Genomic DNA, 17,539 nt, shown 5'->3' on the forward strand with positions numbered 1-17,539 from the left:
GTTAGAACCGACTCAGCGACGCCGCAGCACCTCTAGGAGAGTAAGAAAAGCTGGGGGGAGAGGGGCGATCGCTTCTATCCAATCTCCAGACACGGGATGCTGCAAACGCAGTCGCCAAGCGTGGAGTGCTTGACCTGGTAGATTGACACCGACTGAGTTACCAGGACCGTAAAGCGGATCTCTCACAATGGGATGACCAATGTGGGTGCTATGGACGCGGATTTGGTGAGTGCGACCAGTTTCTAGCTGGAACAGCATCAGAGTGTAATTGCCCAAACGTTCCTTAACTTGCCAGTGAGTTACAGAGGCGCGTCCGCCCTTTTCTTCGGGGACGATCGCGTTTTTCTTGCGGTCAACCGGATGACGACCGATAGGAAGGTTAATTGTACCGATGTCAGTGGGAGGGACACCGTATACGACGGCGAGATATTCTCGGCGGGCGGTTTTGGCTTTAAGTTGGGCTTGCAAGTTTTGGTGGGCAAAGTCCGTTTTAGCAACAACCATTGCGCCAGTGGTATCTTTATCCAGACGATGGACAATACCGGGACGCTGCACGCCACCAATTGCAGATAGGGGACAGTGGGCTAAAAGCGCGTTGACGAGAGTGCCTTGCGAGTGTCCGGCGGAGGGATGAACGACTAATCCTGCGGGTTTATTGAGAATGAGCAGTTGCTCATCTTCGTAAAGGATATCGAGGGGAATGTCTTCCGCTTCCATTGTGGGGGCTTCCACAGCGGGAATAGTTATATGAATGCGATCGCCTGTTTTTAGTTTGTAATTTTTGGAAGAGGGAAGTTGCTCGTTAACTTTTACCCAACCTTGCGCGATAAGTTTTTGGATACGAGAACGGGAAAGATCTGTTAACTCGCTAGCTAGCCAAACATCGAGGCGATCGCCCTTGTTTGCTGCTAAGAACTCGCTACTATCTTTGATTTCTAAGTTAATTTCTGTCACAGTTTGTTGGAATTAATTTCGCGTTTTTCAAGTATAAAGCGGAGGGCTTACAGTTCTGATTATGCTTGCTCTGCCCATTTCAGCTAGATCAATATAATTAACTCAAACTGCTTAGTGGTATCTGCAATTAGCTGTCCAGCCCTGTCGGGGTAGATGATGTCTCATGAGTTTGGCTTGGGGTTGGTCTGCTTTGTAAGTTTATCGTTTATAGGGCGCGATCGCATTATTTTAAGCGAACCGCAGAGGCGCAGAGAAAGATAAGAGAGGGCGATCGCTCTTAGATAATCTAGCTTCATACGATCGCTCTTCTTACTCTATGACCACTTCATTAGCTTTACATTCCGGGAAATACTTTGGATAAATCTAGGGACGAATCGGGAAAACAGGGTAGAGCGATCGCTTCATTTGGCAAGAAAATTTGTTTGGTGCGATAGCCAAATTTGGCTGCTCTATTTTCATAGGTGCTGCTGTAACATTCCAGGCAATTATCTACCAAATTAAATATCCAATAATTAGAAATATCCGCTTCAGCATACAAGGCTAGTTTCGTCTTCTGGTCATAATCTAAAGAAGAATCTGCAACCTCTATCACTAACAACACATCAGCAGGAATAGGGTGTTCGGAGAAATAGTCATCAGAGCGATTTTGCACAATGGCAATATCTGGTTCAGGTTCACCATCGTTTGGGATAACCATCGGTTCTTGTCCCCGTAGGGTAGCACGCTCACCCACCAGTTTGAATAACTCCCGAAATAGACGGGTATTGCAAACTGAGTGTGGTCTACCTTTTGCGGCCATTTGGATGATTTCTCCGCGAATTAGTTCAACTCGGTCATCCTCATGGAAAAATCCGAGTTCTGCGAGTTGGTGGTATTCTGCTAGGGTGAAGCGTTTAGCCTGCACAAAGCTCATAATCTTTATCCTTTGTCTGGCGACAACTGCGATAGTCGCCGATTAAGTAATATTGTGATTTTAGACTAAGCCCATCTCTTGTCGGATGACCTTTAGGCCAGACAAGTAAAAAGCCTATCTCACAAGACATTAAATTTATCTTGTGAGACAGGCTATGTTCGGGAGGATTTTATGCGTGTTTGATGCTTAAGACGGGCGACAATATGACAGAATACTGTGCATATTAACTACTGCACCAATAACGGCGATCGCGGGGGCGCTAAATCCAGTTTGCTCAACTTGCTCTACTATTGTTTCCAAAGTACCAATCAATTCTTCTTGTTCGGGTCGAGTACCCCAACGGACTAAGGCAATTGGAGTCTCTAAACTCTTTCCAGCTAATTGCAATTGTTCGATAATGTAGGGCAGATTGTGAACGCCCATGTAGATAACAATTGTCTCTGAACCGTGCGCGATCGCTTGCCAATTAATAGCAGGTCGGTACTTTCCCGCCGACTCGTGTCCGGTAACAAACGTAACTGAGGAACTATAATTTCTGTGAGTTAAAGGAATTCCTGCATAAGCTGGTGCGGCAATTCCCGATGTTATCCCTGGTACAACTTCCACTGGTACTCCAGCATTAACCAAGTCTTCCATCTCCTCGCCACCGCGACCAAATATAAAGGGATCGCCGCCTTTCAGCCGCACAACTATTGCTTCTGTCTGCGCTTTTTCTATTATTAACTGTGTAGTTTCTTCCTGCAACAACGAGTGACGTCCCATTCTTTTTCCCGCATCAATCTTCTCTGCATACGGGTTAATCATTTCTAGAATTGGAGGACTCACTAGGGCGTCATAAATTACGACATCGGCACACTGTAATAGCCCTTTTCCCTTGAGCGTCATCAGTCCCGGATCTCCCGGCCCTGCACCCACCAAATATACCTTACCCAAACAGCTTCTCCTCTTTTCTTGTGCGATTGTGCTGTTCATTTGCTTCTTAAATCCCAAATCAACTCGGCTAACTCAGCGCTAGCTCCTATTGGATCTGCCAAATGGAGACTAGCAGATGGGAACTGTACTCTATGCTGAGCGACTGCCCTGGCGATCGCATCAGTAATTCCACCACTAAATAGAAAATAGGGTACTATTTCTATCTTTTTATGTTCTGAGGTAACTAACTCTAACAGTCGCGCTTCTAAGCTGGGTTGCACTGACCAGTAAGCTGGTATTGCCCCTAAAGTTCCCGCGATCGCCTCAACTGACTTATTTCCACCTGCACGACGGCTACCGTGAGATAACAAAATGCGTGCATCTACGCCCAAATCACCTAGCTGGTTTGCCAGCAAATACCCCAAGCCTGGGTGCGAACCTAAGTGAGGCTGTATCTCGATTGTGAGCTTTGAGCCAAGAGTTTGTTGAGCCTTCGCTACTTGAAGAGGGATATCTTCTTGGACATGAACCCCAGGTAAAAGAAACAACGGCAACAACTCAAGGCGTTTGTACCCAATAGCAACAGCGCGATCGCCAAATTGCCGGATTTGTTCGTGCAAAGGATCTTCCGCCAGTTCCAAGCAGGCAGTACCTACCATGGGCTGCAAAGCATTACCTAGCACGGCCACCCGGCTAACCGAGTTTTGCACCAATGCAGCGCTCTCAATCGCCACGCGATCGCGTATTAGTTCGGCTAGCTGCTCTACAGCTGCTTGCGGGCGCGGATCGCGACTTCCGTGAGATACCAATAGATAAGCAGATGACAAGGGCTTATGCGTACCTGAATCTTTCTCTAACAATGTTCTATTCAATTTTTTAGCGTTTTATAGCCGAAATTTCTGTATAAATTGTTTCTTTTTCTGTTAATCGGTTTTAACCGAATTTAGCCAATGCTTTTAAATTATAGATAGTATTAATAATTTTTTAACAAAAATCGAGCTAGGTAAGTAAATTGCCCTAGCTCGATTTTTGACAATTGGGTTCAGATATCACATCGGTATGAATGCTTAACCAAAGCGATCGCGGCTGGAATTATGCGATCGCATCGTTAGAGTCACCAATACCAAACAAACCCTATAACACCAAAATGCTAATGTTAACCTTCCGCAGATGGGTTGGCAACATATTGGAAATCAGGCTCAGAATTCCAGGGACCGCGCTCGTCTTTACCATTAGTAGACAAATTAAAGTAAAGATTGACGGTTTCATCAGGCTGAATATTTCCAAACATTGGGTCGGTTAGCTTACCCAGCGAATCGAGCGCCTTCATAAACATCTTCGTATGAGAAATCTCGCGGGTCAGCAGATGCACGAGGGTGTTTTTGGTTGCTTCATCCGTTGACAACTTGATTAATTCCTCATAAGTTTGACGTGCGCCAGCTTCAGCAGCAATGTCTGCCCGCAAGTCGCGTACCACATCGCCACCTTCATTAATATAGCTAGCAGTCCACGCATTGCCCATACTATCTAAAAAGTGCGGCCCAATACCGCGCACGGCAAAGAGGGTACTTTTGTAAGCTTCGGTTTGATCGCTATTTTTAGTATGCTGCTCGATAAGTTTGCCTACCATTTCCAAGTGGCTAAACTCTTCAAGGGCGATATCTTGGAGCATATCTTTAATACCGGGATTTTCGCAGTGAAAGGACTGCACCCAATACTGTAATGCGGCTGTGAGTTCGCCCGTCGCTCCCCCAAATTGCTCTAACAACAACTGGGCAAAGCGTGGATTTGGCTCGACGATATCTACAGTATGAATTGTTTCTTTTTTGTGAAAAAACACGATTTAAGCTCCTTTTTTTAAGGCTGTCGGGACAAAGCAAGGTAGAATTTTTGAAGAAGGTTTTTTATGAAGAGTTGGAAGTCTTTAAACCTTCAAAAAGTATTTGCTTACTTCCACAGCTTAGTACAGGGGATACATCTAAACCTGCATCTGAGGGAGGACTTGAAATCTCGGTTCCTATTACCAAAGAATGATAGCCGCGCGATCGCTGGCTCGTCTGCACTGCCAATAAGGTAAAATTTAGGCTTAGGCTGTGATAGGTAATTAGGATTGTTTTCTGCTTTTAACTAGCATAGTGCTAGGATGTGGCGCTTCGGGCAATAAAATGTGGCTGATGTGAATTTAAGTTACCTAAAAATAGATATTATGCAATCTTTCCCGCTAGGGCATACTCCGGTTATTCCCATAAATAGATAGTGGGGAGAGCGATCGCTCTCCCCACTATGAGTAAATCAAAGCTTAAAATTAGGAATATTTACCTTATGTTCGCCATCTTTCAAATTGATCTTCCGAGCATCCGTTGATAAATTTGTTGCTTACCCAACCATTAAGTGGTTTAACTACTTCTGGAGTTACTCCAGGTTTTGATGTTACTCTGCCAGATATTTGCACCCAGCTTCCCGATTTTCGCACCGCTCTTACAATATCTCCCCTATTTAGTTTGGCAACAACTCGATTTTGAGCTTTAGGACCGCTCCGGATGTTGACATTATTTTCGTTAATAAACGAACATATGCTGTTGTTTTGTGCAATCAGGGTGGCAGCATTAGAAATGGAAGTAGAGAAAAGCTGCAAACCAGTGATGGTAGAAAGTAGCGCGATCGCGGCTATATATTTTCGCGAATTGCTCATATTCAAAAGGCCTGGTTTAACTGATGTCAATAAGCACAGCTTACCTTATTTAGTGCGACACTGTTGATTTTATAATATTTTTTTAATTTACTTGTATGCAAAATACTATTAGCCTGCCAAAGCTTTGGAAGAGCGATCGCTAATAATTTACCCCGCTTCTATTTATTACACCAGGTTTGAGCGCCAGCCTTACGTTCCATTAATCAACTACGCTTAGTAATCCCCTTTGCAGAGCATCGCAAACGCGGTTGATTTGATCTCTGTCCGTCGTGCTTAGGGAATCTTTAGATAACAGAGTTGACATTAGTAAATGTTGGTCAGTGCGACTAATTTGGCGAAAGGTAAATATTCGCTCAACTATTTGTTCCACTGAGACTTTGGGTAGATAAGCTGTAGCTGACATCATCCTTAAGATAGAAGTTAATGTATTAAACCGAACTCAGTATCTTAATTGTAAAGATATGTTCACAATAATAGGCTATTAAAACGCCATAATTCCTGTGACAATTACTTTGCCTTAAAGTGAGATCGATCATTGACAACTTGCCTTAATTTGTGCAGTCAATCCCTTATTTAGAAATAAGACCAGTTTCTCATGTGCTTTGAATAGACCATCTAATTTCCCGGTACAATAGCTTGGCGTTGCACGTAATAGGAAGGATGATGGCTCAGGCAAAAATTGGGATTATCGGTGGTAGCGGCCTATACAAAATGGACGCCCTCAAGGACGTAGAAGAGGTGCAGATAGACACGCCATTTGGCGCACCATCTGACGCATTAATATTAGGAACTTTGCAAGGAACGCGGGTTGCTTTCTTAGCTCGTCACGGTCGCAACCATACTTTTTTACCCTCTGAGTTGCCGTTTCGAGCTAATATCCACGCTATGAAGCAGCTAGGAGTCGAGTATTTAATATCTGCATCAGCTGTTGGTTCTCTCAAGGAAGAAGCTAAACCATTAGATATGGTAGTTCCGGATCAGTTTATTGACCGGACAAAAGATAGAATTTCCACATTTTTTGGGGAAGGAATTGTTGCACACATCGCTTTTGGCGATCCTGTCTGTAAGAATCTTGCCAAAGTGGTGGCTGATGCTGTTGAAAGTTTGCAACTGCCAGATGTAACTCTACATCGCGGCGGTACTTATGTATGCATGGAAGGGCCAGCATTTTCTACTAAAGCGGAGTCCAACCTCTATCGCAGTTGGGGCGCAACAGTAATTGGAATGACGAATCTGCCAGAGGCGAAGTTAGCACGAGAAGCGGAAATTGCTTATGCAACTTTAGCCTTAGTTACCGATTATGATTGCTGGCATTCAGACCATGACAGCGTGACGGTAGACATGGTGATTGCCAATCTACAACGCAATGCGGTAAATGCTCAGAAAGTGATACAAGAAACCGTGCGGCGTTTGAGTGAAAATCCTCCAGTTTCAGATGCTCACTCGGCGTTGAAGTATGCAATTCTTACTCGTCTGGATAATGTTCCGGCGGCGGCTAAGGAAAAGTTGGGTTTGTTGTTGAAGAAGTATTTGTAAATTTCTCCTAGTAAGGAAGCAGCAGCCAGGATTTTGTTACTGGACTGCTGCTTGAAAGCTATAAAAAAAGTGTTATTTATTTAATTGTTGTTTAGTAGTAGTAGTAGTGTTTGTAATAGTAGTGTGAGTATTCCTGCGTGAAGTACAGCGTTGGTGAGTTTGAGTGGGTAGAGAGGAAGTAATGATAGTTTGGTTATTTATAATCAGACGTTTATAGCTTGTACCATTACTAATTAAAGCTTGTCCGCAGCCATTGGTCGTGATAGTTCTAGTGCTATTGCGCTCGCGCAAATTAGTCGTCTGGACTGTATATTTAGTGCGCGGTGCCAACTCCGTGACTACGACTTGATTGCTGGTAGTCTTGTAGGGAGTGGCTAGGGCAGTAGTGCCAGAAGTTATCAGCAGCGTAGTACTTATTGCAATCGTCATTAACTTTGAATTCATGGCAATTCCTCAACTAGACATCATGTGTATAGGCTAGCTCATAGAACAGGCTTATACCGCGATCGCAGACACTAAAAGGCTAAAATTTAAGTTAAAAAACCTAACTAGCCGCTTTTTGTAACCTATCCATAAATTAACTTCTTAAACTGCTCCTCTGCTCGAATTGCAGCAAAAGCAGAGTCAGTTTTTGCCATTTCCTTATACTGTTCGTGCATATCAATAGCCCATTGTAAATTTCCGATTGCAAGATTTACGCGGTATTGCATCGCATAAGAACGAGCGTTTTGATACCTAGCTTCAGCTAGATTTGGGTCTAATTTCACAGCAGCGTTATAAGATTGGGTTGCTTCTAGATATCGCCCTTCAGCAAAATGAGCTTCGCCTTGCTGCAAATAATCATTTGCATTAAAAAATTCTTCTTGAACCGCTGCTTCCGCTTCCTCAGATTCGGCTACAAGCTCATATTGACCATCTGAAACCACTTCTGATGTTTGATATTCTGCTTCATAATTCTCGGTTTCGATTTCTTGTTCAAAATCGCTCTGCACTTGGTAATACTGCTCGTACCTTAACCTTTCTATTTCTGCAAAACCAATATCTATCTGTTGTCTTAACTCAGATAATGCAGTTTGCGCCTCCGATATTGGAATTAGTAGTTGATTAATTAGCTCAGCTTTGAGCTTTTCAATCTGCTGGTTAAAATCTTCGGTTTGGCTTTTAAAGTCAGCAGTTACTTTGGCGGTTATTTGTACGGCTAATTTATCCCCTATTTCTTCTAATTCATGGGGAGCGTAAGCAGGTATTTGTTTAATTCCATTGCGGCTTAACAACCACACTCCGGATACTGTTACTATGCAAACTAAAATTAGTAAAAATAGCAAAGTATTGAGTAAAATTGTCGTGCGGCTGAAGGCGCGGTCAACTTCTTCTTGAACGCGATCGCGCATTTCCAACTCTAGCCGTAGCCTTTGCACTTCCTGTTGCTCCTGCTGGTTCAACATCGTTACAGCAGACGTTGGCTGGTGTGATATAAATGGTGCAGCCTCGACAGTAGCAGTCCCAGAAAATAATAGAAGTATCAAAAGAGTAAATGCACCAAGCGCACGCACAACTGACGCAACTAGATTGTTGATTTTCATAAAATTAGGTAATTTTAAACTTATCCCGCCAGCCGATATTAAAGACCGTGCAACCTCCACAAATCAAGCGCCTGACCCAAGAATTACTCGATACTATAGCCCAGCAAGCTCGTAACAGCCCCCGCCAGCGCCAAAACTACAATTTTCACGACGAAACCGAAAAAGTTCAACGCTTTCTCAACGTCCTCCAGCCTGGAACCTACGTGCGTCCCCACCGCCATCACCGTCCAGCGGCGATGAACGGGTTTGAGTTCTTCTTAGTTCTGCAAGGGGAAATAGGCATGATCGTCATGAATGAAGATGGTAAAATATTATACACAGAGCGTATAAGTGCTAATGGTTCAACCAGGGGGATTGAACTTGCCGAAGGAACAGTTCATACTCTAGTGGCGCTAGCTCCAGATACTATAATTCTGGAATTAAAAGAAGGGCCTTATAACTCTAGAGGCGATAAAGAATTTCTTGAGGCTTTCCCAACTGAGGGGACGCCAGCAGCGACGCAGTTGGTAGAAAAGTGGGTTGGGTACTTTGCTTAAAAGGCAGTTGATATCCAGATGTCTGCAATTTTACTTAAGCAATTGCCGATTACGCACAACACGGACTTGGTATATCAGTAGAACAAATTACTAACCTTTGTAGCTAAACCACTTGGTAAATAAAGCTGAGAGTTGCCCAAGTGGCCACATCAAGCGAGTAAGTGTCAGAGGATGTAGAGGTAGCTTCGGATGCGATCGCCCCCCGTTCTCTAATCGCATTGGCGCTAGCATCGTGCAAATCTTGCAACAACGCTCGTGCCACATCCAGGGAGTTGTTCAACTCTGCTACTCGCTCTCGTTTTGGATTAGACAATGCTAAAGCGGCCATCGTCTGGGTGAAGGGTGCTTTACTACAAATTAGTTGCATTTCCGCCAATCCTGCTGGGCCGGAAATAACCCATGAAAAAGATGCCGAAGGTTGCGGCAAAATTAGGGTAGTTTGTGGCTCGACGCGCGGTTCTTGGAAAGTGGTTTTTGTTTCCCCCGTCGCCGATACTTCTTGCGATTGCATAGGATAGAAAGCGATCGCGCTACCCGAACTATCCAGCCCCAAGATCATCAAATACAGTGGTTCCTTGCCCTCGTTCTCAATCCGATACTGAATTCGGCTACCGACGGGTAAAGTAGGAATCCCCGCTTGACTCGTTCCCATGTTTTGGTTGGGGACGCTAGCGCCAACCAAAGGCGATCGCAGAGTTTCTCTTAGCACTAGCACCTGTTCTTGAGGAGAAACCATCTCCAGCGTCGCCCTAACTCCCAACCGCGAAGAACCCTCATTCACCGTCAGACGCCACAACTTAGCCGCTAAAAGCGTTTTTAGTTTTGGAACCAAGCGATTGACAGCCACCTTCACCGCCTCTCCCGCTTGCCCTGCTGTATTGGGAAGTGGGTCGCGACCGAGAGAAAATAACCCATAACCCGTTTGAGAAAGCGCTATAACAGGGGCTTTGGGTGCGGCTGTAACTGATGTATCAGCTAAATTAGTATGTGCAGCAGCTACATCGGTCGTTGTTTGCGATCGCACGTTGCCAAATAAATAATCAGCAGGTTGATCCACCGCCGCCACAATTGAGGATGCACACGCAACGTTAGCAAAGGCGCTGGTTGCATCTACCCGCTCAATTCTCTCCAGACGAGCATCCAAGGCAATCTTCAAGCCGATATTGCGCGGCAGAACCCGCACGGCTTCTTGAACTAGCTGCCCCACCTGAACAGAGTTTTGGGGGCTTTGTGGTACTTGAGTTAAAGTTTCCTGACTTTTGACTTCTGGCTCTAGGCTTTTTAATTGCGCCTTGGCAGTCAGACCATCGCGAGAGCGAATTTGCAAGCGCAGGGGTTGATCGGAGGAACCGGGTAGGGGAACAAGGGTGAGTTGGCTATTTATCCCGTAATATTCCAGAACCGTTGCTGGAACGCCTGCTAGCCAAACTTGGGCAGCTTTGCCATTATCTTCAACAGCTACAACTACACCATCTGCCCCCATAGTGGGGTTTGGTGAGAGGTTGTAAGCAAGTAGCGATCGCTCGTTACTTTTCTGTCCGCTTAACTGGGGTTGTTGCTCTTTACCCACCAATTGCTCAACTACCCCAGCGGCTCTACTGAGGCTAATTTGAACTGTTGTTGGCGGCGTGGCTTGCCAAAGATGTTGAGTAAGAGCATAGGTAAACAGCCCAGCGCTGAAACCACCCCAAGGAGCCTCGCTTGCTAGTTGACTCGGCCCTGCTGCTGCTAGAACAATACCTGGCATCTGACCCAAGTCGCGCTTTATCTTCAGCGGATCGGATGAAGAATTGAGGCGGCGTAGGAGTTCTTCTTGAAAAGCGAGTTCTTCTAAACTGGGGCTATCTGCCGAAAGGCTGGCGCGGGATCGAATCCGCAGATTGCTTTGGACGACAGTACCGGGATCTGTGTAGCTGGTATCGAGAACAGTGGTTACTTGGTCGGTAGCAAGCGATCGCAACAGCAAGATTAGCGTCTCTTCCAGCAAATCGTTGACCCCTTGTGTCTCCTTCGCTGACAGGACGCCATCAACAGGTACTAGGGAATTTTGGATTTTGCTCGTTCCCAAACTCTGCTTGGGAATAGAATTTTGGATTAGCGAATTTTCCTCTTGTGGTACATCTATCCCAGATGCATCCATCATCTTCACGCGGCTACCATATCCGCTGAAGTGGAAAAGCACAACATCGCCCTCACGCGCCTGATTCGTTAGATGCTCTAGGAAAGCCGTCTCAATATTCTGCCGTGTGGCTTCTTTGTCCGTCACGCTGAGAATATCGCCAGGTTTAAAACCAAACCTGTGAATCAACAGTTCCCGTTGCAACTCTACATCAGTGACACAACCCCCCAACGCCGCACTGCGGGGGTACTGATTTATTCCCACAAGTAGAGCCAACTTCCGCCCGTTCGTTTGTGCCAGAGCTTGATAATAGCGATCCAGCAAAGGTACTGCAAAGCTTTTATCCGCCAGTATCGATAGCGCCGTTTCGCTCGCGCCCAGTGCTGCCAGCGCCAAACCAGCCTGTTGCAAAAAAGTCCGCCGCTTCAGTCCCATTCCTTCAATTTTCCTCTGCCATCCCAGGTATCCTGGCAGAGCCTACCATTTCTATCCTATGCGTAGTTGGTAACGCCTCATGTCACGGGAGACACAAAGGCGTTTCCTCTTATACTATTTTGGATTTTAGATTTTGGATTTTGGATTTTTTAAGCCCCGCCAGTAGGTAGTAGAGACGCGAAGCACAATTTCGCGTCTCTACTTCAATCCACAATCCTAAACCCAAATAGTATTAGCCGCCTCAATCCGCAGACTCCATACGCAGCGTCTGGAATCCAGATATAGCTTAAATTTCAAAAGTATAAACATTCATCGCTATTGCCAACTCTTTAGCGACCTCTGGTCGTGAAAATTCCGGTGGGGGCAATTCACCCCTACGCAACATTTCCCGCACTTTTGTCCCCGACAGATGAATTCTTTCTTCTGGCGTACTGGGACTGGTCTTAGTAGTTGCCATCTGCTGGGTGCGCTTGCAGTAAAAGGCATGTTCAAACTTCATCGGCACAATGCCTAATTCACCTGGCTCAAATTCGTCAAATATGTATTGCGCGTCGTATGTGCCGTAGTAATTACCAACTCCCGCATGATCTCGACCGACTATGAAGTGGGTGCAGCCGTAGTTTTTGCGGATGAGTGCATGGAAAATCGCCTCGCGGGGGCCAGCGTAGCGCATCGCCGCTGGGTTAATCGCCAAAATCACTCTATCTTTCGGATAGTAGTGGTTGAGCATAATTTCATAACAGCGCATTCGCACATCCGCTGCGATGTCATCCTCTTTAGTTGCACCTACTAGGGGGTGCAGGAATAAACCATCTACGGTTTCCATAGCGCACTTTTGGATATATTCATGCGCTCTATGGATGGGGTTGCGTGTTTGGAACCCAACTATAGTTTTCCAACCCTTTTCCTTAAACATCTGGCGGGATTGGAGCGGGTCGATTTGGTAGGTAGGAAATTGGGGATGAGGGTCGCGTTGCAGCAACCAAATGGGGCCTGCGAGATTTATTGGCCCTTGGTTGTAGACAACCTGCACCCCTGGGTGTTTTGTATCGTCCGTGCGGTAGACGTTGATTGCCTCGTGGGCTTTGTTATAGCGATATTTTTGAGTCAGCTCCAAAATGCCCACAAAGCGCCCGTTCGAGTCATCCAAGCGCACCCAATTGCCTTCTTTGAGGGGTTCAGCTACTTCCTCTGTAACCGATAGGGTGATGGGAATCGACCAAGGAAGCCCGTTAGCCAAGCGCATATCAGACACGACTTTCTCGTAGTCTGCCTGGTTCATAAAGCCATTGAGGGGACTAAATGCACCAATGGCAATCATTACTAAATCGGAGAGCGATCGCTCGTTTAGTTGCACTCGCGGCAAATGGTCTGCTTGAGCGAGAAATTCCTCTCGTTCTGCTGGTGTATCGATTCTATTGATCAGTTGGCCACCGTGAGGAGTAATGCCGTCTGCTTGCTTAGTCATCTGCATTGAGGAGGGTAGATTGGGGATTTGGGCTGCAAAAATTTATCGTACCAAGCAAGAGAGCATTTTTACCCCCTCAAGATTTCATGTTTGCATAAAAAATTCCTCTGGATCGGTTCCCCAGTTTACCCAGCGGATTGCTTTGCGTGCCAGCTTAACATCAGGCGGGACTCGCAATACATGGATGGATTTTGTGCTGGGGCATATCATTTTTAATAAGTGAATTGGCTCGATATCGAGATTATTAGCTATTTTTAATAAAGTATATTCTTGCCAAGTATCTAATTCTTGGGCTTCCAATTCTTGGCAGATTCGAGCGTAACCTATACCCTGTATTAGGGGTATGGGTTTTAACCATATTTAGTCACATACTTATATTAAAAAAGAGGCAAAAGATTTTACTTTTGCCTCTTATAAAATTGTCTTTTTACAGGTTACTGTTGCCGTTCGATGATTCCACCGCCTAACACTATATCCCCGTCGTATAACACTGCTGCTTGTCCTGGGGTAATGCTAAACTGCGGTTCATCAAAAACAAGCTTTATGCGATCGCCTTCTACGGGAACTACGGTAACTGGTACGGCTGGCGAACGATAGCGAATTTGGGCTTCGGCGCGAATTGGTGCTGTTGGTTGTGGTATCGAAACCCAGTTTACCCGGGCTACGGTACATTCTGGATGATTCGCACTAGAGCGATCGCCTACTATCACCCGATTCATTACCGCATCCAATCCAATCACATAAAGCGGTTCCGGTGCGGCAATTCCCAACCCCTTGCGCTGTCCGATAGTGTAATGATGAACGCCAGTGTGCTTGCCCAACACTTTACCCGACTTATCGACAATATCGCCAGCTTTCTGCGAAATATATCCATCCAGAAAAGTTTGCATCGACCCGTGATGTTCGACCAAGCACAAATCCATGCTTTCTGGCTTATCGGCAGTTTTTAGGTTAAATTCAGTCGCAACGCGCCGGGTTTCTGTTTTCAACATTTCTCCTAATGGAAACATCGAACCAGCAAGCATTTCCTGCGCTAAATCATACAAAAAGTAAGACTGATCCTTAGATAAATCCACAGCGCGACGCAATTGATAGCGTCCGTTATCCGGGTTATAACTAATCCGGGCATAATGACCAGTGGCAATTTTGTCAATTCCTAACTCTGTACGAGCATAGTGCAGCATTGGGCCAAACTTCACCGCCTTGTTGCACTGAGAACAAGGTAACGGAGTAATTCCCGCTTCGTAACCAGAAACCAGGTAATCGACAATATTAGCCTGGAAAACTTCCCGACTATCGACAATGTGATGGGGAATGCCTAGCTGTTCGCAAATAGAAGCCGCATCGACCATACCCTCAGAACAGCATTGGCCTTTACCCTTCATTAGCCAAAGGGTAAGACCAACAACTTCATATCCTTGATGGTGGAGGGTGGCGGCGGCGACTGAACTATCAACCCCACCGGAGAGGCCGACGACGACTTTGTTCATGGCAGAAAAATTTTCAACTACTGAAATTATCAGTTTTTCTCTAGACTAACACTTACGGATAGATGCATTGAAAAGAAAGAGCAGGTAAACCAGAAATAAACGCTAAACAAGCATCTACGAGTGTGGTAGATTGTCTACAAATTTTACCGCTCCGGTTCCTGAAAAATAACCCCGCATCTGATTTCAAATGACCAGCAATCAGCAGAGTCAACTAAGAAAGTTACCCAAAAGATTTTTTGAGCCATCCAGACGAATGTCTAACACAACAGCAGCGTCATTGATGATGTTGTTGCTGGGTGTATGTTCGGTTATGGCTTTTCAACCTCACGCAGACGCTAAACCCGCATTGCGTCCGAGAATTTTTCGCGACTTACCTCCAGCATCGCCGTCAGATGTGCCGCCAGTAACAGAAGGCGAACAATTTCCCCAACCCTCACCCGGCGATCTTGACGATAGTCGGGAGTTGGATTTTCAAGCACCCAACCGACCAAATACATACCGCAGCAATTCCAGGCGCTTCCGAGTGGATATTAAAGGGGATAGTCCTTTGTTGTTAGCGCAAGTAAAGAAATTAGAACCAGAAGCCTTTGTGCGATCGCGCGAGGGTGTCATCCAAGCTGGGTCATATAGCGATCGCTATTATGCCGAACAGCGCATCCGCGAACTGGCAACGCTAGGCATTATCGCGGAAATAACTGCATCCTCTGATGCCAATTTCTACAGCGATATACCTCAGACGCCCCAAGTAACCACCCGTGAAGCCCAAAATACCGATATTCCACAACTGTACAGCGAGCCTCCCAGAATCTACAGCGATAATCCAACAGTACAAACCGATAATCCCAGACTGTACAGCGATTCTCGAAGACTGGTAAGCCCCAGGAACTATTTTGTTGTGGTTCCGGCGAGTCGAGGTGACTTAGCTGACATGGCAGCCGAAGTGATTCGCACGGGGGTTAACCGCGATGCAGTGCAAACAAGAGAAGGGCCGCGAGGTTCCCACGTCGCTGTTGGCCCCTTTGAGGCGCGGCGAGAAGCAGAACGTTGGAGTAGTTATCTGCGATCGCGTGGAATTGATGCGCGGGTCTATTACGGGCGTTAAAAAGTTTTGAGTTTTGAGTTTTGAGTTTTGAATTTTGAATTTTGTATAGAGGCGATTCATCTCGTCTGAGTTAGGAATTTTGCGCCTTAGACTAAGGGGAAAGAACTTTGGTACAGATGCAAGATAGGCGATCGCGCATTGAACAAGTTGTTGTTACGACGCAGCAGATGCGCCAAATCGAAGGGCGCATCTTTGCTGCGGGGATGCCCGTTGCGGCTTTGATGGAAAAGGTGGCTGGTTTAATTGCCAAGCGGATTAATCAACTCCTTTCAGCACCACTTAAAAAGGGGGGCTTTAATTTGCCGCTTGGTACGGAGAATTGGGGCGGATCTTTGCGTATCGGCATTTTAGTTGGGCCAGGTCACAATGGCGGCGATGCTTTGGTTGTTGCCCGCGAATTGCATTTCCAGGGTTATAAAGTTGTTATCTATAGTCCCTTTTCTAGACTCAAGGAACTAACACAGCAACACGCGCAATATGCTAAAAGTTTGGGCATTCCGTTTTCCGAGGAAATTTCGCTCCTGCAAGATTGCGATTTAATAATTGATGGTTTATTTGGATTTGGGCTAGAAATAGCGATCGCCGATCCTATTGCCTCTGCTATTAACCAAATTAATAGCTTGTCTAAACCCATTATTAGTATCGATTTGCCTTCAGGATTGCATACCGATACTGGTGAAGTATTGGGGACTGCAATTCGCGCTACTCATACTCTTTGCTTAGGCTTGTGGAAACTGGGATTGTTGCAAGACCAAGCATTAGATTATGTCGGCAAAGCTGAACTAATTGATTTTGATATTCCCCTTGCGGATATCGAGGCGGTATTGGGGAACCCGCCACCAATTCAGCGCATAACAAAAACATCTGCTTTTGCTCATTTGCCTTTACCTCGCCCACCAGTAACGCATAAATACAAGCAAGGCCATTTGCTACTAATTTGCGGATCTCGTCGCTATGCTGGGGGAGCGCTTTTAACTGGATTGGGAGCAAGAGCAAGTGGTGTGGGGATGCTCTCGATTGCCGTACCAGAATATCTTAAACTTATCCTTGCGGCGCAATTACCGGAAGCATTAATAATAGGTTGTCCAGAAACAGAAAGCGGCGCGATCGCCGATATACCAACAGAAATTGAACTTAGCAAATATAGCGCGATCGCTTGTGGCCCTGGTATAACAATAGATGCTAAACCAATAGTTGAAAAAGTTTTAGAGAGCGATCGCCCTCTAGTATTAGACGCCGACGCCTTAAATATCCTCGCCAATTTTTACCGCCACTTTTTGCAACGAGGGAATCGACACGCTAATACTGTACTTACTCCCCACGCTGGTGAGTTTAAGCGTTTATTCCCCGACTTAACCGATCCAACAAAAGACAGGGTGGATGCAGTTCGAGAAGCATCTCAATTAAGTGGTGCGATTGTGTTGTTAAAAGGAGCCAGGACAGTAATTTCTAACCCTTCGGGTTCAGTATCGATAATTCCAGAAAGCACGCCAGCTTTAGCACGTGGCGGTAGTGGGGATGTACTAACTGGACTTATGGGAGGATTGCTAGCGCAAGCTTCTTCACTGCAACTGCCCGTAGAAAGAATGGTTTCAACTGCTGCTTGGTGGCACGCTCAAGCTGGTATTTTAGCAGCGCAAGAGAGGACAGAATTGGGAGTTGATGCTTTTACTTTGACACAGTATTTAATGCAGGCAGTGCAAGATTTTTGATTTTAGGTTCTCTCGTCCCCCGCCTCTGCTTGGTAATGTAAAGTAAGAGGTTTTAGCCTCTCTCCAAGCTTATATCGGGAAACGAGA

At 45.8% G+C, this 17,539-nt stretch carries 16 protein-coding genes and 1 pseudogene; 4 read left to right on the plus strand and 13 right to left on the minus strand.

Translation table 11 applies throughout. The annotated features are described in order from the left end of the window. Positions 1–12 precede the first annotated feature (12 nt). From H6F77_RS13640 to H6F77_RS13665, 7 genes are all read right to left on the minus strand, one after another. Positions 13–954 (minus strand): RluA family pseudouridine synthase, encoded by a 942-nt coding sequence (locus tag H6F77_RS13640; protein WP_190489268.1) that lies wholly within the window; start codon positions 952–954, stop codon positions 13–15. Positions 955–1,115: 161 nt separating this feature from the next. Beyond that, positions 1,116–1,250, minus strand: coding sequence for a hypothetical protein (locus H6F77_RS28400; protein WP_255515748.1), 135 nt, complete (start codon positions 1,248–1,250; stop codon positions 1,116–1,118). Positions 1,251–1,288: 38 nt separating this feature from the next. Beyond that, positions 1,289–1,867, minus strand: a complete 579-nt coding sequence (locus H6F77_RS13645; protein WP_190489269.1) for a Uma2 family endonuclease — start codon at positions 1,865–1,867, stop codon at positions 1,289–1,291. A 186-nt stretch (positions 1,868–2,053) separates the two neighbouring features. Further along, positions 2,054–2,839 carry a uroporphyrinogen-III C-methyltransferase gene (gene cobA, locus H6F77_RS13650; RefSeq protein ID WP_190489270.1) on the minus strand — a complete coding sequence of 262 codons (786 nt, stop codon included), beginning with the start codon at positions 2,837–2,839 and terminating at the stop codon, positions 2,054–2,056. Further along, positions 2,836–3,651: a sirohydrochlorin chelatase gene (locus H6F77_RS13655; RefSeq protein WP_242022143.1), complete on the minus strand. Its 816-nt coding sequence runs from the start codon at positions 3,649–3,651 to the stop codon at positions 2,836–2,838. Before H6F77_RS13655 ends, cobA begins: the two co-directional genes overlap by 4 nt. A gap of 284 nt (positions 3,652–3,935) precedes the next feature. Then, positions 3,936–4,619 (minus strand): manganese catalase family protein, encoded by a 684-nt coding sequence (locus H6F77_RS13660; RefSeq protein ID WP_190489271.1) that lies wholly within the window; start codon positions 4,617–4,619, stop codon positions 3,936–3,938. Between the two features lie 480 nt (positions 4,620–5,099). Further along, positions 5,100–5,471 (minus strand): SH3 domain-containing protein, encoded by a 372-nt coding sequence (locus H6F77_RS13665; protein ID WP_190489272.1) that lies wholly within the window; start codon positions 5,469–5,471, stop codon positions 5,100–5,102. A gap of 663 nt (positions 5,472–6,134) precedes the next feature. Here H6F77_RS13665 and H6F77_RS13670 point away from each other — a divergent pair. Continuing rightward, positions 6,135–7,007: an S-methyl-5'-thioadenosine phosphorylase gene (locus H6F77_RS13670; protein ID WP_190489296.1), complete on the plus strand. Its 873-nt coding sequence runs from the start codon at positions 6,135–6,137 to the stop codon at positions 7,005–7,007. Positions 7,008–7,079: 72 nt separating this feature from the next. Here the strand turns inward: H6F77_RS13670 and H6F77_RS13675 are convergent, their stop codons facing one another. Beyond that, entirely contained in the window at positions 7,080–7,451 is a 372-nt protein-coding gene (locus H6F77_RS13675; protein ID WP_190489273.1) for a hypothetical protein, read from the minus strand. A gap of 122 nt (positions 7,452–7,573) precedes the next feature. Further along, a complete protein-coding gene (locus H6F77_RS13680; protein WP_190489274.1) occupies positions 7,574–8,590 on the minus strand; it encodes a TPR end-of-group domain-containing protein in 1,017 nt (338 codons plus the stop codon). Positions 8,591–8,637: 47 nt separating this feature from the next. Here H6F77_RS13680 and H6F77_RS13685 point away from each other — a divergent pair, with 47 nt between their 5' ends. Then, on the plus strand, positions 8,638–9,126 hold the full coding sequence (locus H6F77_RS13685) for a WbuC family cupin fold metalloprotein (protein ID WP_190489275.1): 489 nt from the start codon (positions 8,638–8,640) through the stop codon (positions 9,124–9,126). Positions 9,127–9,229: 103 nt separating this feature from the next. Here the strand turns inward: H6F77_RS13685 and H6F77_RS13690 are convergent, their stop codons facing one another. From H6F77_RS13690 to mnmA, 4 genes and pseudogenes are all read right to left on the minus strand, one after another. Then, positions 9,230–11,680 (minus strand): caspase family protein, encoded by a 2,451-nt coding sequence (locus H6F77_RS13690; protein ID WP_190489276.1) that lies wholly within the window; start codon positions 11,678–11,680, stop codon positions 9,230–9,232. Positions 11,681–11,966: 286 nt separating this feature from the next. Continuing rightward, a complete protein-coding gene (gene sat, locus H6F77_RS13695) occupies positions 11,967–13,148 on the minus strand; it encodes a sulfate adenylyltransferase (RefSeq protein WP_190489277.1) in 1,182 nt (393 codons plus the stop codon). Positions 13,149–13,232: 84 nt separating this feature from the next. Next, a pseudogene (locus H6F77_RS13700) lies at positions 13,233–13,487 on the minus strand (DUF6745 domain-containing protein); the annotation flags it as partial. Positions 13,488–13,582: 95 nt separating this feature from the next. Further along, on the minus strand, positions 13,583–14,665 hold the full coding sequence (gene mnmA / locus H6F77_RS13705) for a tRNA 2-thiouridine(34) synthase MnmA (RefSeq protein ID WP_309228849.1): 1,083 nt from the start codon (positions 14,663–14,665) through the stop codon (positions 13,583–13,585). Positions 14,666–14,891: 226 nt separating this feature from the next. On the opposite strand from mnmA, the gene H6F77_RS13710 reads away from it, so the two are divergent. Together H6F77_RS13710 and H6F77_RS13715 are read left to right on the plus strand one after the other, a co-directional pair. Beyond that, positions 14,892–15,740: an SPOR domain-containing protein gene (locus tag H6F77_RS13710; protein WP_190489279.1), complete on the plus strand. Its 849-nt coding sequence runs from the start codon at positions 14,892–14,894 to the stop codon at positions 15,738–15,740. A gap of 116 nt (positions 15,741–15,856) precedes the next feature. Further along, positions 15,857–17,452, plus strand: coding sequence for an NAD(P)H-hydrate dehydratase (locus H6F77_RS13715; RefSeq protein WP_190489297.1), 1,596 nt, complete (start codon positions 15,857–15,859; stop codon positions 17,450–17,452). The last annotated feature ends 87 nt before the right edge of the window (positions 17,453–17,539 follow it).

The sequence above is a fragment of the Microcoleus sp. FACHB-831 genome (genome assembly GCF_014695585.1).
Taxonomy (GTDB): Bacteria; Cyanobacteriota; Cyanobacteriia; order Cyanobacteriales; family FACHB-T130; genus FACHB-831.